Raw genomic sequence first — 21,142 nt, forward strand, 5'->3', positions numbered from 1 at the left:
CGTCAGCGGATGGTGGTCGGTATCAGCGGCGCGTCCGGCTTCATCTACGGTGTACGCCTGCTGGAGCTGCTGGCCGATCTGAACATCGAAAGCCACCTGATCATCAGCCGCGCCGCGCTGCTGACCATGGCCCACGAAACCGACTACAAACTGGCCGACGTCACCGCCCTCGCCAGCCACTATCACCGTGCCGATGACGTGGCCGCCGGGATCGCCAGCGGTTCGTTCCGTTGCCTGGGCATGGTGGTTGCGCCGTGTTCAATGAGGACGCTGGCAGAGATCGCCACCGGCACCTCATCGGGGCTGATCGGCCGCGCCGCCGATGTCACCCTCAAGGAGCGCCGCACGCTGGTGCTGATGGCCCGCGAAACGCCGCTGACCCTCGCCCACCTGCGCAACATGACCGCCGTCACCGAGATGGGCGGGATCATCGCCCCGCCGGTGCCGGCCTTCTATGCCCGCCCCGCCAGCCTGGCGCAAATGGTCGACCACAGCCTCGGCCGCGTCCTCGACCTGTTCGGCCTCGATGCCGGCGTTGCGCTGCGGTGGGGTGAAACCCCGGCCCCCGACCAAATCCAGCCTTACTCCCCTTCATCGTGCACCGGTCTATCACTACCAAGGAGCCTCACATGAACACCCCTTTCAACGCCCCGACCCCGAACACGAAAATCCCGGTCACCATCCTCACCGGGTTCCTCGGTGCCGGCAAAACCACCCTGCTCAATTACATCCTCAAGGAAAACCACGGCCGCAAGATCGCGGTGATCGAAAACGAGTTCGGCGAAGTCGGCATCGACGGCGATCTGGTGCTCAGTTCCGAGACCGAAGAAATCTACGAAATGGTCAATGGCTGCGTGTGCTGCACCGCCGAAGTCCGCGAGGATCTGGTGCGGATCGTCCGCGAACTGGTGGCGCGCCCGGTGCGGCTCGACCACATCCTGATCGAGACCAGCGGCCTGGCCGACCCGTACCCGGTGGCCCAGAGCTTTTTCATCAACGACCCGATTGCCGAGGAAGTCGAACTCGACGCCATCGTGACCATGGTCGATGCCAAGCACATCGCCCAACACCTGGAAGACCTGCAACTGGACGGCGTCGACAATCAGGCGGTGGATCAGATCGTCTGCGCCGACCGTATCGTCATCAACAAGGTCGATCTGGTCAGTCCTGAAGAGGTGGAAACTCTGCGCGGCAAGATCCGTGGTTTGAACGCCACGGCGGATCTGGTGACCTCGACCCACGCACAGATCGACCTGTCGAAAATCCTCGGCATCGGCGCCTTCGAATGCACGCAGAAGCTGATGGAAATCGGCGCGGATCAGCACGACCACGATCACCACGACCATGACCATCACGCTGAAGAGCACGAACACGATCCGAGCGTGTCCTCGGTAGGCATCGCCGTGGACGGCGCCGTCAACCTGATGGCGTTCCACCGCTGGATCAGTGAGTTGCGCAACGCTCAGGCCGACAACCTGTACCGCATGAAAGGCGTGCTGGCGGTGGCCAACGAAGACCAGCGCTATGTGCTGCAAGGCGTGCACAGCCTGGTGGAGTTCCGCGCCTCGACCGCGTGGGGCAGCGAGCCGCGCTCAAGCAAGATCGTGTTCATCGGCCGCGACCTGGATCGGGCGGCGCTGAACCAGGGCTTTGCCGCCTGCCTGGCCGGCTGAAGCCCGGCATCGGAGCCGGTGGATGGCGGTTCCGGGCACACAGAACGAATACCCCTCTGTACCGAATAACAACAGCTAGAGGTGATTCCCCATGTCGTCAGCCAGTTCTTCCTCCACCGTCCACCCCGTCGACCGCGTCTTGCCGGTGCGACAGATGCTCACCCTCGGCCTGCAACACATGGCCGTCTCGTACATCGGCGCCATCGCCGTGCCGTTGATTGTCGCCAGTGCCTTGAAGATGTCTCACGCCGACACGGTGGTGCTGATCAGCACCACGCTGTTCTGTTCCGGCATCGCCACGCTGTTGCAGACCGTCGGTTTCTGGAAGTTCGGCGTGCGCCTGCCGATCCTGCAAGGCGTGGCGTTCAGCAGCGTCGGCCCGGTGATCGCCATCGGCAGCAACCCGGAGGTGGGCTTCGCCGGGGTCTGCGGGGCGGTGATCGGCGCCGGAATATTCACCCTGCTGATGGCGCCGTTTGTGGGCCGTTTGCGACGATTTTTTCCACCGGTGGTGACCGGCTGCATCGTCACGGTGATCGGCTTGCAGCTGTTCCCGATTGCCTATGAATGGGTCGGCGGCGGGCGCAACGCGAGCAATTTCGGCGCGCCGGCGTTTCTCGCGGTGGCCGTGGTGGTGTTGCTGACCATCCTGCTGGTCAACCGTTATGGCAGCCCGTTGCTGCGTAACATGGCGGTGCTGGTCGGGATGCTGGTGGGCGCCGGTCTGGCTTACGGTCTGGGCATGGGCAACTTTCATAGCGTGCAGGACGCGCCGTGGCTGACCGTGCCCTACCCATTCTATTTCGGTTTGCCGACCTTCAGTCTGATCCCCATCGCCACCATGGTCGTCGTGATGATCGTACAGATGGTCGAGTCCATGGGGCTGTTCGTGGCCATCGGCGACATCGTCGACAAACCGGTAGACGACAAGCAGGTAATCAACGGCCTGCGCGCCAATGGCCTGGCCAGCACCATCGCCGGGATGTTCGCCGCGTTCCCGTTCATTGCCTTCATGGAAAACGTCGGGCTGGTGATCCTGACCGGCGTGCGCAGCCGTTGGGTGGTGGCGATCAGCGGTCTGCTGATGTGCTCGATTGCGCTGGTGCCGAAGGCCGGCGCGATCATCGCCTCGATGCCGACCGCCGCGCTGGGCGGTGCCGGCATCGCGATGTTCGGCGTGGTCGCGGCGGCGGGCATCCAGACCCTGGCCAAGGTCGACTACGAGCGCAATCGCTACAACGTGCTGATTGTCGGTTTCACCATCGCCGCCGCCCTGGTGCCGGTGCTCGCCCCGGCCCTGTTCAAACAACTGCCCGAGTGGTCACAGCCGTTCCTGCACAGCAGCGTGGTCATCGCCTGCCTGGTGTCGGTGCTGCTCAACGCGGCGCTCAACGGCGTCAGCGTGCCAGAAACCACACCCGGCAAATCCGCCTCGCACATCCTCTGACTGGAGCTGCCCATGACTCAACTTCAAAACATCCTGATCAAGAATCCGGTCGCGGTGATGACCGGCCTGCGCGGCCCCCGTGCCCGGGCCGATGCCGTGGACATCCGCGTGGTCAACGGCCGCATCGCGCAAATGGCTGCCAACCTTGAGCCGCAACCCGGGGAGCGGGTGATAGACGCGCGTAATTCCGTGGTCTATCCGGGCTGGATCAACACCCACCATCACCTGTTCCAGAACCTGCTCAAAGCCGTGCCCGAAGGCTTGAATCAGGACCTGCAAGGCTGGCTGGCGAGCGTGCCCTACCCGCGTCTGAACCGTTTTACCCCGCAACTGGCGCGGATCGCCGCGCGGCTGGGGATGGTCGAACTGCTGCTGTCCGGCGTCACCACTTGCGCCGATCACCACTACCTCTACCACGCCCACGGCAGCACCGAGACCGGCGACTTGCTGTTCGACCTTGCCGAGGAGTTCGGCCTGCGTTTCGTGCTCTGCCGTGGCGGCGCACTGGAGTCCGCCAGCGCGCATCCGGGCTTCTCGAAAACCGCGCTGCAACCGGAATCCCTGGAGCAAATGGTCGGCGATCTCGAACGGCTGAAATCGCGATACCACCAGGACACTCCGGATGCTCTGCGGCGGGTGGTAGTGGCGCCAACCACGCCAACCTTCTCGCTGCCGCCAACGCTGCTGCGTGAACTGGCGCATACCGCACGCGGCATGGGGTTGCGTCTGCACACGCACTTGTCGGAAACGCAGAACTACGTGAATTTCTGCCGCGACAAGTACAACTGCCTGCCGGTGGAATTCGTCGCCGAACACGAGTGGCTCGGCCCGGACGTCTGGTTCGCCCACGCCGTGCACCTGCAACCGGGAGAAATCCGCATGCTCGCCCAGACCGGCACCGGCGTCTCCCACTGCCCGGTGAGCAACGCGCGGCTGGGCAGCGGCGTTGCGCCGATTCCGCAAATGTATGAGGCCGGCGTGCCGATCTCCCTCGGCGTCGACGGCGTCGCCTCCAACGAATCCGGGAGCATGGTCGGCGAAGCCAACACCGCGTGGCTGATCCACCGCGCCGAACAAGGCGCCTCGGCCACCACCGCCGAAGACGTCATCCACTGGGGCACGGCCGGCGGCGCACAAGTGCTCGGCCTCGGCGCGGTCGGCACATTGGAAGTGGGTCAGGCAGCGGACCTGGTGATCTACAGCCTCGACCATCCAAGGTTCTACGGCTTCCACGACAATGCCGTCGCACCGGTCGTTGCGGGTGAGCCGATTGCGGTGAAGTACAGCCTGGTGGGTGGGCGGATCGTGGTCGATGACGGGGTGATTCCGGGGCTGGATATCGAGCGGATGCGGGCCGAGGCTTGGGAGGGTGTGCAGGCGATGATGAAGGTCGACGATTGATACATCTCCGGTGGGAGCGACGGTGCGACGATTCGTCTCGTCGGCTCCCGCCGGCGGCATTAGCGACTTCCCGTTTTGTCGACTAACGTTAGTACCTCATCGGATTGAGCCCCTGCCAGCTACACCGGGCTCTTGATCAAGGAGAGACTGATGACATCCAACCGCCTCATCGAACAGACCTATCGCACCTGGTCCAGCCCCATCCTGCTGGAGCTGAAAAAGCGCGAACACCAGATGGCGCCGGCCGAACGCCAGGCGCTTGAGAATGTGCTGGTGGAAAGACGATTGCTGGACGTTGGCAACCCGAACGGCAGTGACCGTCGCAAAGGTTCGGCGAACAACAACGAAAGACTTGGGTAGTCGCAAGCCCAATGTGCAAAAACTGTGGGAGCAAGCTCGCTCCCACAGGTAAAGCTTTGCTTGGCAATAGAATGTTTTGCCGACCTATCCAGCTCTGTCCGTGTTCACGCCGCTCGTTGCCCACCCGCCACCGCCGCCGAAGCCGCCAGCATCGCCCGCAACAACACCGCACAGCCCGCCGCCAGATCGTCCGGCGCGGCGTTTTCGATTTCGTTGTGGCTGATGCCGCCCTCGCACGGCACGAAGATCATCCCGGCCGGGCCGAGTTCGGCGAGGAAAATCGCGTCATGGCCGGCGCCGCTGACTATGTCCATGTGCGACAGGCCTAGACCTTTGGCGGCGCCGCGGACGGCTTCGACGCAGCCTTTTTCGAAGTACAGCGGCGGGAAATCGGCGGTCGGGGTCAGCTCGTAGGTCAGGCCGTGTTCTTCGCAGGTCGCTTCGATGACTTGCTTGACCTCGGCGATCATCGAGTCGAGGCGTGCCGGTTCCAGATGCCGGAAGTCGAGAGTCATGCGCACTTCCCCCGGAATGACGTTGCGCGAGCCCGGATAGGCTTGCAGGCAACCGACCGTGCCGCAGGCGTGAGGTTGATGGCCGAGGGCAGCGCGATTGACTGCGCCGACGATCACCGAAGCACCGACCAGAGCATCCTTGCGCAGGTGCATCGGGGTCGGACCGGCGTGGGCTTCGACGCCACGCAGTTTCAAGTCGAACCACTTCTGCCCCAAGGCGCCGAGTACCACACCGATGGTTTTCTGTTCGTCCTCAAGAATCGGGCCTTGCTCGATGTGTGCTTCGAAATAGGCGCCGACCTTGTGCCCGCTGACCTTGCGCGGCCCGGCGTAGCCGATGGCGTTCAGCGCTTCGCCGACCGTTATGCCGTCGGAATCAACCTTGGCCAATGTTTCTTCGAGAGTGAATTTTTCCGCGAACACGCCGGAGCCCATCATGCACGGGGCGAAGCGCGAGCCTTCTTCGTTGGTCCAGACCACCACTTCCAGCGGCGCCTCGGTTTCCACGCCAAGGTCATTGAGGGTGCGCAACACTTCGACCCCCGCCAGCACGCCGAAGCAACCGTCGAACTTGCCGCCGGTGGGCTGGGTGTCGATATGACTGCCGGTCATCACCGGCGGCAGGTTCGGATTGCGACCGGGCCGACGGGCGAAGATGTTGCCGACTTCATCGACCGTGACGCTGCAACCGGCGCCCTTGCACCACTGCACGAACAGGTCGCGGGCCTGGCGGTCGAGGTCGGTCAGGGCCAGGCGACAGACCCCGCCCTTGACCGTGGCGCCGAGCTTCGCCAGCTCCATGAGCGACGCCCACAAGCGGTCGCGGTTGATGTGCTGATGGGTCGATTGCAGAACGTCTACGGCTGCGTTCATGGGGATCTCCTCAGGCAGTTCTTATGGAAATTACAACGGCGATTTGACGATGACCGGGCTCGTCCGCATCGCGCACAACCCGTAATAGATCAACCCGCCCAGCGCCGAGCCGGTGAACCAGCCGTAGCTGTAAAACCAGCTGAACGCGCTGCTTCCCAGCGACAGCAGGGTCAGTACCACCGGCACGCCGAACGCGATGAACCCGGCCCAGTTCCACGCCGGGTACACGTCGTCGCGGTACAGGCCGGCCAGGTCCAGTTGCTGTTTCTTGATCAGGAAATAGTCCACCACCATGATCCCGGCAATCGGCCCGAGCAGGCTGGAATAGCCCAGCAGCCAATTCGAATACACGGTTTCCAGGCTGACATCGGAGACGATCAATCCAAGTTTCTTCAACAGTTCATGGCCCATCAACGCCAGGCCGACGAACCCGGTGAGGATCACCGCCTTGGTGCGGTTGATGACCTTGGGCGCGATGTTCTGGAAGTCGTTGGTCGGCGAGACGATGTTGGCGGCGGTGTTGGTCGACAGCGTGGCGATGATGATCAGCGCCATGGCTACCGCAACCCACACCGGGCTCTGGATATGGCCGATCAGAGTCACCGGATCGGAAACGCTGACGCCCACCAGTTTCACCGATGCCGCGGTCATCACCACGCCCAGCGCGGCGAACAGGAACATGGTCAGCGGCAGGCCGAAAATCTGCCCGAGAATCTGATCCTTCTGGCTACGGGCATAACGGCTGAAATCAGGAATGTTCAACGACAATGTGGCCCAGAAACCGACCATCGCGGTCAGCCCGGCGGCAAAGTAGCTGACCACGCTCGCGCCCTCGGGACGTTTCGGCGCAATCGCCAGCAACTCGGTCATCGACACATTCGGCATGGCCCACACCAGCAACCCGATACCGACCGCCACCAGCAGCGGCGCCGAAAGGGTTTCCAGCCATTTGATCGACTCGGCGCCACGGATCACCACCCACAGGTTCAGCGTCCAGAAGATCATGAAACCGATCACCTCCCCCGTACCGCCGAGGGATTTCCAGCCCTCGAACACCGACCCGAGAAACAGATGAATCGCCAGCCCGCCGAACATGGTCTGGATGCCGAACCAGCCACACGCCACCAGCGCGCGGATCAGGCACGGCACGTTGGAGCCGAGAATCCCGAAGGACGAGCGCAGCAGCACCGGAAACGGAATGCCGTATTTGGTGCCGGGAAACGCATTCAGCGTCAGCGGGATGAGGACGATGATGTTGGCGAACAGAATCGCCAGCAGCGCCTCGCCGACGGTCAAACCGAAATACGCGGTGAGTACGCCGCCCAGAGTGTAGGTCGGCACGCAGATCGACATGCCGACCCACAGGGCGGTGATGTGCCATTTGTTCCAGGTTCGCTCGCGCACCTTGGTCGGTGCCATGTCTTGGTTGTAACGGGGACTGTCGAGGACGTCGCTGCCGGCTTCGAGTTCGAACAAGCCGTCGCGCTCGGTCACTTGCGATCTGTTCTGTTGCATGGCCGCTCCACTGTTCTTCTGATTATTTTTCGCTCATCAGGCGGCTGCACATGGGGGTGCGAGCCGGACGATGGCCGGAGGAACTGACAGCTTTCATGCACCGGCCATGCTGTCAGCGGCGGCATCAATAAACGTGCCGGGTGCCCCGCTTGCGCATCGGGCCGTGCTTTTAAAGCTTTGTAACTGACTGATGTTGATCAGTTTTAATTATTCACCTGGTGAGTCCGCGAACACTTGACTGAACACTCAGGCTAAATGCCAGGCAAGTTGTCCGAACTGTCAGGACTCAATCTGGTGCACTGCACTTTTTTTCATCGTGGCCGCTCAGTTGCAGCTCAACTTCAAGCGGCTGATTTCACATAGGAAATCTTGCTCATATTTCCAACCTGTCAAGTGCGTCAAAATGGTGAAGCGCCTCACCATTTTGGTGATTTACGATTTTTATCGTTATTTTTCAGCACGTTAAAACAGCAATAAGCTTATAAAAAATAATCTTGATCAATTTCAGAACTGCGACTAGCGTCTATTCCTGACAGCGCTGACAAGATTACGCTTTTGGCGCTGCAAACAATAAAACATCTAGAACCGGCACAAGTCGGTCATGCCTGCGAGGAACTCGGAATGTCTCTGTTTATCCGTGGCGCCACCGTTGTTACCCATGATGAAAGTTACCGCGCCGATGTCTATTGCGCTGACGGCGTGATCAAAGCCATTGGTGAAAACCTGGATGTTCCCGCAGGCGCCGAAGTGCTCGACGGCGGCGGCCAATACCTGATGCCCGGCGGCATCGATCCGCACACCCACATGCAGCTCCCGTTCATGGGCACCGTGGCCAGCGAAGACTTCTACAGCGGCACCGCTGCTGGCCTGGCCGGCGGCACCACCTCGATCATCGATTTCGTGATTCCCAATCCGCAGCAGTCGCTGCTCGAAGCCTTTCACCAGTGGTGTGGCTGGGCGGAGAAATCGGCGTCCGACTACGGCTTCCACGTCGCGATTACCTGGTGGAGCGAGCAAGTCCGCGAGGAAATGGCCGAGCTGGTCAGCCATCACGGGATCAACAGCTTCAAGCATTTCATGGCCTACAAGAACGCGATCATGGCCGCCGACGACACGCTGGTCGCAAGCTTCGAACGCTGCCTGGAACTCGGTGCGGTGCCGACCGTGCACGCGGAAAACGGCGAGCTGGTCTATCACCTGCAACGCAAGTTGATGGCCCAGGGCATCACCGGGCCAGAAGCGCATCCGCTGTCGCGGCCCTCGCAGGTCGAAGGCGAAGCGGCAAGTCGGGCGATCCGCATCGCTGAAACCATCGGCACGCCGCTGTACCTGGTACACGTCTCGACCAAGGAAGCCCTCGACGAAATCACCTATGCCCGCAGCAAGGGCCAACCGGTCTACGGTGAAGTGCTGGCCGGGCATCTGCTGCTGGACGACAGCGTCTACCAGCACCCGGACTGGCAGACCGCCGCCGGCTACGTGATGAGCCCGCCGTTCCGTCCGCGCGGGCATCAAGAGGCACTGTGGCATGGTCTGCAGAGCGGCAATCTGCACACCACCGCCACCGACCATTGCTGCTTCTGCGCCGAGCAGAAAGCCGCCGGGCGCGACGACTTCAGCAAGATCCCCAACGGCACCGCCGGCATCGAAGACCGCATGGAGGTGTTGTGGGATGAAGGAGTGAATTCGGGACGTTTGTCGATGCAAGACTTCGTCGCCCTCACCTCCACCCACACCGCCAAGATCTTCAACCTCTACCCGCGCAAGGGCGCGATCCGCGTCGGCGCCGATGCCGACCTGGTGCTGTGGGACCCGCAAGGCACCCGCACCATCTCCGCCAAGACCCACCATCAGCAAGTGGACTTCAACATCTTCGAAGGCAAGACCGTGCGTGGTGTGCCGAGCCATACCGTCAGCCAGGGGAAAGTGGTCTGGGCCGATGGCGACCTGCGCGCCGAGCGCGGTGCGGGCCGGTATATCGAACGGCCGGCGTATCCGGCGGTATTTGATTTGCTGAGCAAGCGGGCTGAGTTGCACAAACCTGTGGCCGTCAAACGCTGACCTCCGATCGTTCCCAAGCTGAACGATCAAACCACTGCCCGACAGAGGCAGAAAACCTCAAATAACCGTGAGGCAAAAAACCGTGATCGAGACCCTGAACCATCTCCCGCACCCGCACGAAAGTGCGGCCGCCCTCGCCGGCCATTTCACCGATCTGGCGCCGCCGCTCAACGACCGTCAGGCGCATCTGGAAGCCTCGCGCTGCCTGTATTGCTACGACGCGCCGTGCGTGAATGCGTGCCCGAGCGAGATCGATATCCCGTCGTTCATCCGCAATATCCATCAGGACAACGTGCAGGGTGCGGCGCAGAAAATCCTCTCGGCAAATATCCTCGGCGGCAGTTGCGCCCGGGTCTGTCCGACCGAAATCCTTTGCCAGCAAGCCTGCGTGCGCAACAACGCCCATGAATGCGCGCCAGTGCTGATTGGCTTGCTGCAACGCTACGCCGTGGACAACGCGCACTTTACCGAGCATCCGTTTCAGCGCTCCGCCGCTACTGGCAAACGCATCGCCGTGGTCGGTGCCGGCCCGGCGGGGCTGTCCTGTGCCCATCGCAGCGCCATGCACGGTCACGACGTGGTGATTTTCGAAGCGCGGGAAAAGGCTGGCGGGCTCAACGAATACGGAATCGCCAAGTACAAACTGGTCGACGACTACGCGCAGAAAGAGCTGGATTTCCTCCTGCAAATCGGCGGCATCGAAATCCGCCATGGCCAGAAACTCGGTGAAAACCTGACCTTGAGCGAACTGCATCAGCAATTCGACGCGGTGTTCCTCGGTCTCGGCCTCAATGCGAGCAAACAACTCGGCCTGGCCCACGAAGACGCGCCTGGCCTGCTCGCTGCCACCGACTACATCCGCGAGCTGCGTCAGGCCGACGACCTGTCGCAACTGCCGCTGGCCGAGCACTGCATCGTCCTCGGCGCCGGCAACACCGCTATCGACATGGCCGTGCAAATGGCCCGCCTCGGTGCCCGCGACGTCAACCTGGTTTATCGCCGTGGTGCGGCGGACATGGGCGCCACCGGCCATGAGCAGGACATCGCCAAGGCCAATCAGGTGCGGCTGCTGACCTGGGCGCAACCAGACGAAGTGCTGCTCGATGCTCAAGGCAAGGTGCGCGGGATGCGTTTCGCCCGTACCCATCTAGTGGAAGGTCGCCTGCAAACCACTGGCGAGACCTTCGAGCTGGCCGCCGACGCGATCTTCAAAGCCATCGGCCAGGCCTTCGACGGCAGCGCCCTCGCCGACCCGCTGGCCCGTGAGCTGAAACGTCAGGGAGAACGGATTCAGGTCGATGAAAACCTGCGCACCAGCATTCCAGGTGTGTACGCCGGCGGCGACTGCACCAGCCTCGATCAGGACCTGACCGTGCAAGCGGTGCAACACGGCAAGCGCGCCGCCGAGGCGATCAACGCTCAACTGATGCTCAACGTGGAGGCTGCGTAAATGGCCGATCTTTCGATTGTCTTCGCCGGAATCAAAGCCCCCAACCCGTTCTGGCTGGCCTCCGCGCCGCCGACCGACAAGGCCTACAACGTGGTGCGCGCCTTCGAGGCGGGCTGGGGCGGCGTGGTCTGGAAAACCCTGGGTGAAGACCCGGCGGCGGTCAACGTGTCCTCGCGCTACTCGGCGCATTACGGCAACAACCGCGAAGTGCTGGGCATCAACAACATCGAACTGATCACCGACCGCTCGCTGGAGATCAACCTGCGGGAAATCACTCAGGTGAAAAAGGACTGGCCGGATCGCGCGCTGATCGTGTCGCTGATGGTGCCCTGCGTCGAAGAGTCGTGGAAACACATCCTGCCACTGGTGGAAGCCACCGGCGCCGACGGCATCGAGCTGAACTTCGGTTGCCCCCACGGCATGCCCGAACGCGGGATGGGCGCGGCGGTCGGTCAGGTGCCGGAGTACGTCGAGCAAGTCACGCGCTGGTGCAAGACCTATTGCTCGCTGCCGGTGATCGTCAAACTCACACCGAACATCACCGACATCCGCGTCGCCGCCCGCGCCGCACACCGAGGTGGTGCCGATGCGGTGTCGCTGATCAACACCATCAACTCGATTACCAGCGTCGATCTGGAACACATGGTCGCCCTGCCCACCGTCGGCAGCAAAAGCACCCACGGCGGTTATTGCGGCTCGGCGGTCAAACCGATCGCGCTGAATATGGTCGCGGAAATCGCCCGTGATCCGCAGACCCAGGGCCTGCCGATCTGCGGCATCGGCGGCATCGGCAGTTGGCGCGATGCGGCGGAGTTCATCGCACTGGGCAGCGGCGCGGTGCAGGTGTGCACGGCGGCGATGCTGCATGGTTTCCGGATTGTCGATGAGATGAAAGACGGCTTGTCGCGCTGGATGGACAGTCAGGGTTACGCCAGCATCGCCGAGTTTTCCGGGCGCGCGGTAGGCAATACCACGGACTGGAAGTACCTGGACATCAATTATCAGGTGATTGCGAAGATCGACCAGCAAGCGTGCATCGGTTGCGGGCGTTGCCACATTGCCTGCGAGGACACTTCACACCAGGCGATCAGCAGCCTGAAACAGGCCGATGGCACGCACAAATATGAAGTGATCGATGATGAGTGTGTGGGGTGCAATCTGTGCCAGATCACCTGCCCGGTGGCGGACTGTATCGAGATGGTGCCGATGGAAACGGGCAAGCCGTTTCTGGACTGGAATCATGATCCGAGAAATCCCTACCATGTAAGTGCCTGAGTCACAGATCGTTCCCACGTCGATGCGTGGGAACGATCGATCAAGGCTCCAACCCGATCCCCCGCAAAATCACACTCGTCACCGTCTGTACCGCCCGCTCGAACTGCATGTCCGACAACGGCTGATGCTCATTCAGGATATTCACCTGATGATCAAAGTCGGCATAGTGCTGGGTCGACGCCCAGATCATGTACAGCAGGCTCGACGGTTCCACCGGTAGAATCCGCTTGTCCTCCACCCACTGCCGGATCTTCGCCTCTTTCATCTTCGCCCAGTCGTACAGGCTGACATCCAGCGCCTCGCCCAGGGTCGGCGCGCCGTGGATGATTTCGTTGGCCCAGACTTTCGAGCCGTAGGGCCGGCTGCGCGAGTGATTCATCTTGGCGCGGATGTAGCTGCTGAGCACCACGCGCGGATCGTCGAACATCTCGAAGCACAGCGCGTCCTGCTTCCACACCTCCAGCAGGTCGAACAGCACGGCGCTGTACAACTCGCTCTTGGTTGAAAAGTAGTAATGCAGGTTGGATCGCGGCAGCTGCACTTCAGCAGCGATGTCCGCCATGGCGGTGCCACCGAAACCTTTTTCGGCGAAGACTTTTTCCGCCGCCAGCAGAATCTTGTCGACGTTGGTGCGGCGGATTTCGATCTTGTGATTGCCCATGAGGGCTCCCTGAAGACAACGTTGTTGAAGACTAGCATCCGCTCTGGGCAAGGGGCGACAGCCGAGAACGATTCTTCACACACTTGGGCTTTTTTCTGGTTTAGGATCGCCCTCCTTCTCCCCGTCAGACACTGAAGGATCCTGTCCATGACCATTCGAAAGCGCATCGCTGCGGATGATCCGCAACTCGCCGCGCTATGGGAGCGCTCGGTCCGCGCCACCCATGATTTCCTCCCGGAAGACGACATCCACCGGCTGTTCCCGCTGGTGCGTGACACCTACCTGCCCGCCCTGGATGTGCAGGTTTTCGAGAACCCCGACCACTCCCCGGCAGGCTTCATCGCCACCGACGACGACACCGTGCAGATGCTGTTCATCGACCCGGCCCGGTGTGGCCAGGGGATCGGCCGGCGCTTGCTCGACCACGTCCGCCGCCCGCTGCTGAAGGTCGACGTCAACGAACAGAACCCACAGGCCCACGGCTTCTACCGGCACTACGGATTCGAAGACATCGGCCGCTCGGCACTCGACGGCGAAGGCCGGCCGTTTCCGGTCATTCACATGCGCCTGAAAGCCTTGTGATCCAGGTTCTATACTCAGCCCGCCATTTCACTGAAGGGAATCTTTCCATGTCGATGAAAAACCTGTTCACCGCTGGCGCGCTGCTGGCTTCGCTGGTTGTCACTTCCCAGGCCTTCGCCCACGCCCATCTGAAAAGCCAGACCCCGGGCGCCGACAGCACCGTCGCGGCACCGACGGATCTGCGTCTGGTGTTTTCCGAAGGCGTCGAAGCCAGCTTCACCAAAGTCACCGTGACCCACGACGGCAAGCCGGTGGCGGTCAAACCGCTGACCACCGAAGGTGACAAGAAGACCCTGATCGTCACCCCCGAAGCACCGCTGACCGCGGGCGAATACAAGGTCGAATGGCACGCCGTATCCGTCGACACGCACAAGAGCGAAGGCGCCTATCAGTTCAAGGTTGGCCAGTAATTCATGAGTGACGCGCTGGTGTTGTGCCGGTTCCTGCATTTCATCGTGGTGTTGATGCTGTTCGGGGCCTGGCTGTTCCGGCCGCTGCTGCTCAAGGGTGAAACGCCGGCACTGGATCGACACCTGGCGCGGCTGGCTCGCTGGTTGGCGGCGGTCGCGCTGGTCAGCGGCGTCGCCTGGGCGTTGCTGATCACCGCGAGCATGGCCGGTTCGGCTGCTGCGGCATTCGATCCGGCCACCATCGAGCTGGTGCTGGGCCATACGTTTTTCGGTCAGGTGTGGCGCTGGCATCTGCTGATCAATGCATTGTTGCTGGCGTTGCTGTTTACCCCGTGGCGTTCGAACCAACCATTGCGGCTGGGCCTGAGTGCGTTGCTGCTGATGACGCTGGCACCGGTCGGACACGGGGCGATGCTCGACGGTTTCAGCGGCCAGATGTTGATCCTCAATCAAGTGATTCATCTGACCTGTGTCGGTGCCTGGCTCGGCGGGCTGTTGATGCTGGTGATGATCCTGCGCCAGTCCGGCGAAACGGTGCGCTACGTCTTGCAGCACTTCAGCGGGGTTGGCTACGGGTTGGTTGCCGGTCTGCTGATCACCGGATTGATCAACGTGCGCGTCCTCACCGGTCAGTGGTGGCCGACGCCGTTGTTCTCGGGATTCGCCCTGATCCTGCTGATCAAGGCCTTGCTGGTGCTCGGAATGCTTGGGCTGGCGCTGTTCAATCGCTTGCGCATCCGTGATTGCGAACAGCGCGTCGACACCCTCAAGCGCAGCGTGATGCTCGAATGGTTGCTGGGGATCGGCGCCGTGGCGGCGGTTTCCGTGCTCGGCACCCTGCCTCCGATGATCGCTGCCTGACGTCAGTGTTTCTGAGTATCACCCTTCGCCGTATCGATGCTGACCACCACCGACATTCCCGGCCGCAAACGCTCGATTTCCTGTTGGTCCGGATCGATGGTCACTCGCACCGGTACCCGCTGGGCGATCTTCACGAAGTTGCCGGTAGCGTTGTCGGCCTGCAATAACGCGAACTCCGAACCGGTGCCGGGCGAGATGTGCTGAACGTGGCCGGTGAATTTGCGGTGGTTCAGCGCATCGACGGTGAAGCTCACCGGTTGCCCGACCCGCACGTTGTCCATCTGGGTCTCTTTCATGTTGGCGATCACCCACTTCTGGTCCGGCACCAGCGCCATCAGTTGTGCCCCGGAATTGACGTAGGCACCGAGGCGCACGCCGATCTGCCCGAGCTGGCCGTCACGCGGGGCAATGATGCGGGTGTTGGACAGGTCGATCCGCGCCAGTTGCACGGTGGCCTCGGCACTGGCCACGGCGGCCTCCAGCGAGCCGCGATTGACGATCACCGTTTGCAGATCCTGCCGGGCGATTTCCAGATTGGCCTTGGCCTGCGCTACAGACGCAATGCTTTGCGCGTTGGCGGCCAGCGCCACGTCCATCTCGCGTTTGGACACCGAGCCATCGTTGACCAGCGCGCTGTTGCGGCGCAGGTCAGCCTCGCTTTTGCGCAACTGCGCCTCGCTGTCGGCCACCACCGCCTGCCGCAGTTTGATGGTTGCCTCGGCGCTGTTGCGTTGTTGCACCACATTGGCCAACGCGGCTTTCTGCACCGCCAGTTGCGCCAGCGACTGGTCGAGACGCTGCTGATAAATCCGGTCATCGAGACGTACCAGCAGATCGCCGGCCTTCACGAACTGGAAATCCTGCACCGGCACTTCATAGACATAACCACTGAGCTGCGGGCCGATGATCGTCACCTGCCCCCGCACCAAGGCGTTTTCAGTGGTTTCGAATGCACTGCTGAACGGCGGCAACTGCCACGCATACAGCACGATCAGCACGCCGACGATGGCAATCGCGGCAAAGCCCAACGACGAGATGATCCGCACACGCAACGAGCGCGGCTCGGTGTTCGGCGATGACGGCGGTGCCACACCTTCAGGCGTGGCGGCAATGGCATTGGTTGTCGTGGTGGTCGGTTCGGTCATGAAGAAGTGGCACCGCTGGAAGATACGGAAGGTGTCGGGGCGACGGCTTTGGTGGTGCTGATCAGCCATAGCGCACGGATGGAAATCCAGATCATGGTGAGGATCGCGATCACCGCGATCAGCATGAACACATCGTTATAGGCCAGTACGTTGGCCTCGCGGGTGGCGGCGTTGGCCAGGCTGCGAATGCCTTGCAGGTTGCGCAGGCTCGGGTCCGCTATCAGGGAGCCGACCGCCGAACCGCCGCTCTGCACCCGGGCGGCCACCAACGGGTCGGACAGCACCAGTTGCTCGACGATATGGCTGGAATGAAACTTCTCGCGAACGATCTGGAACGTACCCAGCAACGCCGCGCCGATCAGGCCGCCAAGGTTGTTGCAGATCCCGAACAACACCGAAAAGCTCACCAGATTGCGCGGGTTGGTCAGCACGTTGCGCGTGCCGAGGACCATGGTCGGGCCGAGGAAAAAGGTACTGCCGAAGGCCAGCAGGAACTGGCTGAAATACAGGTTTTCCGGGCGAGTCAGGTTGTTCGAGGAACTGTCGATGATCGAACCGGTGGCCATCAACGCCAGCGAGACGATCAGCGGCATCAGCAGGTGTTTCGGGTCGATGGTCAGCGCACTGGTCAACAGCCCGGCGACGCTGCCGATCAGCATCACGACATACAGGCTATGAAGTTGCTGGCTGCTCATGTTCAGGTTTTGCATGAAACCCACGGCGCCGGTGGACTGCTCCGAGGTCACCATGCGAATAAGGATCACCGCCAGTGCCAGGCGGATCATCACACCGCTGCCGAGCCAGCGGGTCATCAGCATCGGGTTGCTGCGGTTGTGCTCGATGGCCAGTCCCGCGAGGATCAGGGCAATCGACGCAGCGAGGGCAATGCCGATCCATTGTGCTTCGAACCACCAGTCGATCCGGCCGAGGGACAGCACTGCGCACAGCAAGGCCACGCCGCTGGCGAGGATCGCGAAGGTCAGGAAATCGAGGGGTTCAAAGGTCTTGAAGCGGTCACCCGGCGGCAGCTTGAGCATCAACACGCAGCCCAGCGACAACAGCGCCATGCCCAGTTCAAACAAGTACAGGCCGCGCCATTCGGCAATCTGCAGCAGGTCTTCGGAAAACAGCCGCGCCAGCGGCAACGCCAGTTGCGACGTGCCCAGACCCAGCACCAACGCCTTCATCCGCCACTTGGCCGGAAACGCCTGCACCATGTAATACAGGCCCAGCGAACTCAACGCCGCGCCGACCATGCCGTGAGCCGCACGCACGGCCACCGCCGAATTCAGGTCATTGACAAACAGATGCCCGAAGGTCACCAGCGCGTACAGCACCAAAAACACCTCGGTGAACGCCCGCAGACCGAACTGCTGGCGAAACTTCACCAGCAGCAGGTTCATCGACACGTTGGTCATCACATACGCCGCCGGCAGCCAGGCCATCTCCGCCGTGGTCGCCCCGAGTGCGCCTTGCAGATAAGGCAGGTTGGCGACCACCAGCGAATTGCCCAATCCGCCCGTCAACGCCACCAGCAACCCGACCAGCGCATAGGCCAGACGCTTGGGGTTGGAGTGCAGCGGCGTCGAGGGGGATCCGGGCAGACTGGGCTTCTCGTGAGGCTGCCAGTTGCGCGGGGCGTATCGATCCATGGAAAGGCCTTGTACGGTGATGGCTTGAGTGTGCCGCAAATCTGCAGTCAAACACATATCCCTGTGGGAGCTTGCTCCCACAGGTCAGTGGTGGATTCGTAAATTTTGTTTAAAGGTCATCTCGCCCGCAGCGGATTTTTCCCAAGCGTAGCGGATGCCAACCTTGCCGCACTTCTCAACCTGCAAGGTGCCCGTTATGACCACTTCCCGCTGGCAACGCTCCCCGCGTCTGCTGAAAAATCTGCTGGCAGCCACCCTGTTGCTGCCCGCCCTCGTCTTCGCCCAGGAACGCCCGTGGCCGGATGGCTCGCAACTGGTGATTTCAGTGTCGATGCAATTCGAAACCGGCGGCCAGCCCGAGGGCGCTGAAAGTCCGTTCTCCGGCACGCCGCTGCCCAAAGGTTATCCGGACTTGCCGGCGCAGACCTGGTTCGATTACGGCTACAAGGAAGGCCTGTGGCGCATGCTAGATCTGTGGGATCGCACCGGCATCAAGGTCACCTCCCACGTGGTCGGTGAAGCGGCGCTCAAGCACCCGGAACTGGCCAAGGCGATTGCCGAGCGCGGCCATGAACTGGCAGCCCATGGCATGCGCTGGGCCGATTCGTACAACATGAACTACGCCCAGGAAAAACAGTTCATCGGCGACGGCGTCGCGGCGGTGGAAAAAATCACCGGCCAGCGTTCGGTCGGCTACAACGCCAACTGGCTGCGGCGCAGCCCCAACACGCTGAAGGTGTTGCAGGATCTGAATTTCACCTACCACATCGATGATGTCAGCCGCGATGAGCCCTTCGTGACCATGGTCCGTGGACGAAAATTCGCCGTGGTGCCCTATACCCTGCGCAACAACGACATTGTGCTGATCGAAGGCCGGCACTTCTCCGCCGAGCAGTTTTATCAGCAACTGGTGCTGGAATTCGATCGCCTCTACGCCGAAGGCGCGAGCAAACGGCGGATGATGTCGGTGAGTCTGCACGACCGCATCGGCGGCACACCGGCGATGGTCGAGGCGATGGAGCGCTTTATCCGCTATGCGCAGTCACATCCGAAGGTGAAATTCATGCGCAAGGATCAGATTGCCCAGGTGGTGCTGACCGAGAAAAACCCGCTGATCGACAACACCGAGGCGGCGTACAACCAGTGACAAAAAAATCGCAGCCAAGGCTGCGATTTTTTCTGCTTGACGACTCACGCCCGCAGCAGCATATAAGCCGCAACCACCAGGCACACACTGGCGAATCCCACCTGCAATGTCCTCGCCGGTACTCGCGCGCAAAGTTTGCGCCCGATGATCATGCCGACAATGCTGGCCACGATAAACGCCGCGCCCAAATGATCGATCCGCACCCCGGCATGAAACGCACCGATCACACCGATAGCGGAAATCAGGCTGATCACCATCAGCGACGTGGCGACGATGCCGCGCATCTGCACATCGGTCAGTTGCTTGAAGGCCGGCACGATCAGGAACCCGCCGCCGACGCCGAGAAGTCCGGACACCACACCGGTGACCGCCCCCAGTGCCGCAAGGGTTGCGGTGCATTTGGCAGTCCAGTCGAACCGGCCGGTCTGTTCATTGAGCATGCAGTTCTTCTGGCCCCAACTGGCGTGACCATGATCGCTCGGCCCCTCTTGCTGGCGTTCGCGGCGCAGCATGCGCCAGGCCACCATCACCATCAGCAGGCTGAAGAGGATCATCAGGACCTTCTCCGGCAACTGGTGCGCGAAGTAGATGCCCAGCGGCGAAAATACCGCCCCGAGTGCGGCGATCAACAGCGCCGCGCGGTAGCGCACCAGTCCATGACGCAAACCATCGATGGCCCCGACCGCCGCCGCACTGCCCACGGCGAACAGCGCGACCGGCGCCGCTTGCGTCATCGTCCAGCCCAGACCAAGCACCAGCGCCGGCACCGCGAGAATCCCGCCACCGGCCCCGGTCAGCCCGAGGATCAATCCCATCACCACGCCAAACAGACTTGCCAGCAACATAGGGAGTTCTCAGTCGACTTTGGACAGACTCGTCAACCACTCACGGCCCTTGAGCATGCCGTTCCAGTAGAACCACGGCAGCAGGGAAGCCTTCAGCCACCACGCGGAACGGCGCGGCACGGTCGGGTCGAGGGGAAAGGTCGGCAGCAACTTACCGCCATAGCCGAACTCGGCGAGGATCACCTTGCCCTTCTCCACCGTCAGCGGGCAGGAACCGTAGCCGTCGTACTTCAGCGGCGGTGCCAGAGACTTGCGCTGGGCCAGCAGGTTCTCGGCGACCACCACGACCTGCTTGCGCACGGCAGCAGCGGTTTTCGCGTTGGTGGTGTTGCAGATATCGCCGAGCGCGAACACCTCCGGATAACGCGGATGTTGCAGGCTGTGCGGGTTGACCTCGCACCAGCCGGCGGCGTCGGCCAGCGGACTTTGTGCGATGAAGTCCGGGGAAACCTGTGGCGGGACGACGTGCAGCAGATCGAAGGTCTTGGCCACCTGAGTGACGTTGCCATCGGCGTCCTTGACCTCGAACCAGGCGGTTTTCGCCGGGCCGTCAACCTTCACCAGGTTGGCGTTGAACGACAGGCGGGCGTTGTACTTCTCGATGTACTTCATCAGTGGCGGCACGAACGTCGCCACGCCGAACAATGCCGCGCCGGCCAGATTGAATTCAACCTCGACCTTGTTCAGAACGCCTTTCTTGATCCAGTGATCGCAGGACAGGTACAGCGCCTTTTGCGGGGCGCCCGCGCATTTGATCGGCATCGCCGGCTGAGTGAACAGCGCCTTGCCGCCGCGCAGTTTCTGTACCTGATCCCAGGTGTATTGCGCGTGGTGATAGCTGTAGTTGGACGTCACGCCGTGCTGGCCGAGATTTTCCTGCAAGCCTTCGATTTTCTCCCAGGCCAGGCGCAAGCCGGGGCAGACGATCAGGTTCTGATAGGTGACGGTGCGTTGATCGTTGAGGTTGAGACGACGCTGGTCGGGATCGATAGCGGTCACAGCCGCCTGAATCCAGGTGGCCTGACGCGGCATGACCTTGTTCATCGGTCGGGCGGTGTCTTTGGCGTCGTACGCGCCACCGCCGACCAGGGTCCACGCCGGCTGGTAGTAATGCAGGGTGCTCGGCTCGATCACCGTGATTTTCAGGCCGGGATCGCGCTTTAGCAGGCTCGCGACAAAGCCGATACCGGCAGTGCCGCCGCCGATGACCACGATGTCCGCACTGATGGATGGGCCCCAGTGTTGATCGTTCATTGCTTGTTCCTTATT

General features: G+C 62.0%; 19 protein-coding genes. 12 read left to right on the forward strand and 7 right to left on the reverse strand.

The genetic code is table 11. The annotated features are described in order from the left end of the window. Nucleotides 1-9 precede the first annotated feature (9 nt). The 5 genes from CAF87_RS14735 (at nucleotide 10) to CAF87_RS14755 (ending at nucleotide 4,881) form a co-directional block, all read left to right on the forward strand. Nucleotides 10-633: a UbiX family flavin prenyltransferase gene (locus CAF87_RS14735; protein ID WP_085732045.1), complete on the forward strand. Its 624-nt coding sequence runs from the start codon at nucleotides 10-12 to the stop codon at nucleotides 631-633. Continuing rightward, nucleotides 630-1,673: a GTP-binding protein gene (locus tag CAF87_RS14740; protein WP_085732046.1), complete on the forward strand. Its 1,044-nt coding sequence runs from the start codon at nucleotides 630-632 to the stop codon at nucleotides 1,671-1,673. Before CAF87_RS14735 ends, CAF87_RS14740 begins: the two co-directional genes overlap by 4 nt. A 91-nt stretch (nucleotides 1,674-1,764) precedes the next feature. Next, nucleotides 1,765-3,120 carry a nucleobase:cation symporter-2 family protein gene (locus CAF87_RS14745; RefSeq protein ID WP_085732047.1) on the forward strand — a complete coding sequence of 452 codons (1,356 nt, stop codon included), beginning with the start codon at nucleotides 1,765-1,767 and terminating at the stop codon, nucleotides 3,118-3,120. A gap of 12 nt (nucleotides 3,121-3,132) precedes the next feature. After that, complete coding sequence (locus CAF87_RS14750; protein ID WP_085732048.1) at nucleotides 3,133-4,521, forward strand: amidohydrolase family protein; 1,389 nt, start codon at nucleotides 3,133-3,135, stop codon at nucleotides 4,519-4,521. A gap of 150 nt (nucleotides 4,522-4,671) precedes the next feature. Beyond that, entirely contained in the window at nucleotides 4,672-4,881 is a 210-nt protein-coding gene (locus CAF87_RS14755; protein WP_085732049.1) for a hypothetical protein, read from the forward strand. 104 nt (nucleotides 4,882-4,985) lie between these two features. On the opposite strand, the gene CAF87_RS14760 is transcribed toward CAF87_RS14755, so the two are convergent. Both CAF87_RS14760 and CAF87_RS14765 read right to left on the reverse strand, forming a co-directional pair. Further along, nucleotides 4,986-6,269, reverse strand: coding sequence for a Zn-dependent hydrolase (locus CAF87_RS14760; protein WP_085732050.1), 1,284 nt, complete (start codon nucleotides 6,267-6,269; stop codon nucleotides 4,986-4,988). 30 nt (nucleotides 6,270-6,299) lie between these two features. After that, nucleotides 6,300-7,784: an NCS1 family nucleobase:cation symporter-1 gene (locus CAF87_RS14765; protein WP_085732051.1), complete on the reverse strand. Its 1,485-nt coding sequence runs from the start codon at nucleotides 7,782-7,784 to the stop codon at nucleotides 6,300-6,302. A 621-nt stretch (nucleotides 7,785-8,405) separates the two neighbouring features. On the opposite strand from CAF87_RS14765, the gene hydA reads away from it, so the two are divergent. The 3 genes from hydA to preA all read left to right on the forward strand — a co-directional run bounded on the left by hydA (nucleotide 8,406) and on the right by preA (nucleotide 12,570). Then, a complete protein-coding gene (hydA, locus tag CAF87_RS14770) occupies nucleotides 8,406-9,845 on the forward strand; it encodes a dihydropyrimidinase (protein ID WP_085732052.1) in 1,440 nt (479 codons plus the stop codon). An 82-nt stretch (nucleotides 9,846-9,927) separates the two neighbouring features. Further along, nucleotides 9,928-11,295 carry an NAD(P)-dependent oxidoreductase gene (locus tag CAF87_RS14775; protein WP_085732053.1) on the forward strand — a complete coding sequence of 456 codons (1,368 nt, stop codon included), beginning with the start codon at nucleotides 9,928-9,930 and terminating at the stop codon, nucleotides 11,293-11,295. After that, nucleotides 11,296-12,570 (forward strand): NAD-dependent dihydropyrimidine dehydrogenase subunit PreA, encoded by a 1,275-nt coding sequence (preA, locus tag CAF87_RS14780; protein WP_085732054.1) that lies wholly within the window; start codon nucleotides 11,296-11,298, stop codon nucleotides 12,568-12,570. It abuts the gene before it with no gap. Between the two features lie 40 nt (nucleotides 12,571-12,610). Here the strand turns inward: preA and CAF87_RS14785 are convergent, their stop codons facing one another. Then, nucleotides 12,611-13,231 (reverse strand): TetR/AcrR family transcriptional regulator, encoded by a 621-nt coding sequence (locus CAF87_RS14785; RefSeq protein ID WP_007952885.1) that lies wholly within the window; start codon nucleotides 13,229-13,231, stop codon nucleotides 12,611-12,613. Between the two features lie 147 nt (nucleotides 13,232-13,378). On the opposite strand from CAF87_RS14785, the gene CAF87_RS14790 reads away from it, so the two are divergent. The 3 genes from CAF87_RS14790 to copD are packed head-to-tail and all read left to right on the forward strand — an operon-like array spanning nucleotide 13,379 to nucleotide 15,084. Further along, nucleotides 13,379-13,813, forward strand: a complete 435-nt coding sequence (locus CAF87_RS14790; protein WP_085732055.1) for a GNAT family N-acetyltransferase — start codon at nucleotides 13,379-13,381, stop codon at nucleotides 13,811-13,813. A gap of 47 nt (nucleotides 13,814-13,860) precedes the next feature. Further along, nucleotides 13,861-14,223 carry a copper homeostasis periplasmic binding protein CopC gene (gene copC / locus CAF87_RS14795; RefSeq protein ID WP_085732056.1) on the forward strand — a complete coding sequence of 121 codons (363 nt, stop codon included), beginning with the start codon at nucleotides 13,861-13,863 and terminating at the stop codon, nucleotides 14,221-14,223. 3 nt (nucleotides 14,224-14,226) lie between these two features. Continuing rightward, nucleotides 14,227-15,084: a copper homeostasis membrane protein CopD gene (gene copD / locus CAF87_RS14800; protein WP_085732057.1), complete on the forward strand. Its 858-nt coding sequence runs from the start codon at nucleotides 14,227-14,229 to the stop codon at nucleotides 15,082-15,084. 2 nt (nucleotides 15,085-15,086) lie between these two features. Here the strand turns inward: copD and CAF87_RS14805 are convergent, their stop codons facing one another. After that, entirely contained in the window at nucleotides 15,087-16,229 is a 1,143-nt protein-coding gene (locus CAF87_RS14805) for an HlyD family secretion protein (protein WP_085732058.1), read from the reverse strand. Beyond that, nucleotides 16,226-17,881, reverse strand: coding sequence for an MFS transporter (locus tag CAF87_RS14810; RefSeq protein WP_085732059.1), 1,656 nt, complete (start codon nucleotides 17,879-17,881; stop codon nucleotides 16,226-16,228). Before CAF87_RS14810 ends, CAF87_RS14805 begins: the two co-directional genes overlap by 4 nt. Nucleotides 17,882-18,077: 196 nt before the next feature. Between CAF87_RS14810 and CAF87_RS14815 the strand changes: the two genes are divergently transcribed. Further along, complete coding sequence (locus tag CAF87_RS14815) at nucleotides 18,078-19,028, forward strand: polysaccharide deacetylase family protein (RefSeq protein ID WP_085732060.1); 951 nt, start codon at nucleotides 18,078-18,080, stop codon at nucleotides 19,026-19,028. Between the two features lie 44 nt (nucleotides 19,029-19,072). Here the strand turns inward: CAF87_RS14815 and CAF87_RS14820 are convergent, their stop codons facing one another. Together CAF87_RS14820 and CAF87_RS14825 are read right to left on the reverse strand one after the other, a co-directional pair. After that, entirely contained in the window at nucleotides 19,073-19,873 is an 801-nt protein-coding gene (locus CAF87_RS14820) for a sulfite exporter TauE/SafE family protein (protein WP_065258956.1), read from the reverse strand. A 9-nt stretch (nucleotides 19,874-19,882) separates the two neighbouring features. Further along, nucleotides 19,883-21,127 carry an FAD/NAD(P)-binding oxidoreductase gene (locus CAF87_RS14825; RefSeq protein WP_085732061.1) on the reverse strand — a complete coding sequence of 415 codons (1,245 nt, stop codon included), beginning with the start codon at nucleotides 21,125-21,127 and terminating at the stop codon, nucleotides 19,883-19,885. Between the last annotated feature and the right edge of the window lie 15 nt (nucleotides 21,128-21,142).

Source organism: Pseudomonas sp. R38(2017), from assembly GCF_002112395.1.
Lineage (GTDB): Bacteria > Pseudomonadota > Gammaproteobacteria > Pseudomonadales > Pseudomonadaceae > Aquipseudomonas.

What these genes read in the sequence shown, in the direction of transcription:
- CAF87_RS14735 (WP_085732045.1), top strand. Translation starts at nt 10, where the DNA reads ATGGTGGTCGGTATCAGCGGCGCGTCCGGCTTCATCTACGGTGTACGC.
- CAF87_RS14740 (WP_085732046.1), top strand. Translation starts at nt 630, where the DNA reads ATGAACACCCCTTTCAACGCCCCGACCCCGAACACGAAAATCCCGGTC.
- CAF87_RS14745 (WP_085732047.1), top strand. Translation starts at nt 1,765, where the DNA reads ATGTCGTCAGCCAGTTCTTCCTCCACCGTCCACCCCGTCGACCGCGTC.
- CAF87_RS14750 (WP_085732048.1), top strand. Translation starts at nt 3,133, where the DNA reads ATGACTCAACTTCAAAACATCCTGATCAAGAATCCGGTCGCGGTGATG.
- CAF87_RS14755 (WP_085732049.1), top strand. Translation starts at nt 4,672, where the DNA reads ATGACATCCAACCGCCTCATCGAACAGACCTATCGCACCTGGTCCAGC.
- CAF87_RS14760 (WP_085732050.1), bottom strand. Translation starts at nt 6,269, where the DNA reads ATGAACGCAGCCGTAGACGTTCTGCAATCGACCCATCAGCACATCAAC.
- CAF87_RS14765 (WP_085732051.1), bottom strand. Translation starts at nt 7,784, where the DNA reads ATGCAACAGAACAGATCGCAAGTGACCGAGCGCGACGGCTTGTTCGAA.
- hydA (WP_085732052.1), top strand. Translation starts at nt 8,406, where the DNA reads ATGTCTCTGTTTATCCGTGGCGCCACCGTTGTTACCCATGATGAAAGT.
- preA (WP_085732054.1), top strand. Translation starts at nt 11,296, where the DNA reads ATGGCCGATCTTTCGATTGTCTTCGCCGGAATCAAAGCCCCCAACCCG.
- CAF87_RS14785 (WP_007952885.1), bottom strand. Translation starts at nt 13,231, where the DNA reads ATGGGCAATCACAAGATCGAAATCCGCCGCACCAACGTCGACAAGATT.
- CAF87_RS14790 (WP_085732055.1), top strand. Translation starts at nt 13,379, where the DNA reads ATGACCATTCGAAAGCGCATCGCTGCGGATGATCCGCAACTCGCCGCG.
- copC (WP_085732056.1), top strand. Translation starts at nt 13,861, where the DNA reads ATGTCGATGAAAAACCTGTTCACCGCTGGCGCGCTGCTGGCTTCGCTG.
- copD (WP_085732057.1), top strand. Translation starts at nt 14,227, where the DNA reads ATGAGTGACGCGCTGGTGTTGTGCCGGTTCCTGCATTTCATCGTGGTG.
- CAF87_RS14805 (WP_085732058.1), bottom strand. Translation starts at nt 16,229, where the DNA reads ATGACCGAACCGACCACCACGACAACCAATGCCATTGCCGCCACGCCT.
- CAF87_RS14810 (WP_085732059.1), bottom strand. Translation starts at nt 17,881, where the DNA reads ATGGATCGATACGCCCCGCGCAACTGGCAGCCTCACGAGAAGCCCAGT.
- CAF87_RS14815 (WP_085732060.1), top strand. Translation starts at nt 18,078, where the DNA reads ATGACCACTTCCCGCTGGCAACGCTCCCCGCGTCTGCTGAAAAATCTG.
- CAF87_RS14820 (WP_065258956.1), bottom strand. Translation starts at nt 19,873, where the DNA reads ATGTTGCTGGCAAGTCTGTTTGGCGTGGTGATGGGATTGATCCTCGGG.
- CAF87_RS14825 (WP_085732061.1), bottom strand. Translation starts at nt 21,127, where the DNA reads ATGAACGATCAACACTGGGGCCCATCCATCAGTGCGGACATCGTGGTC.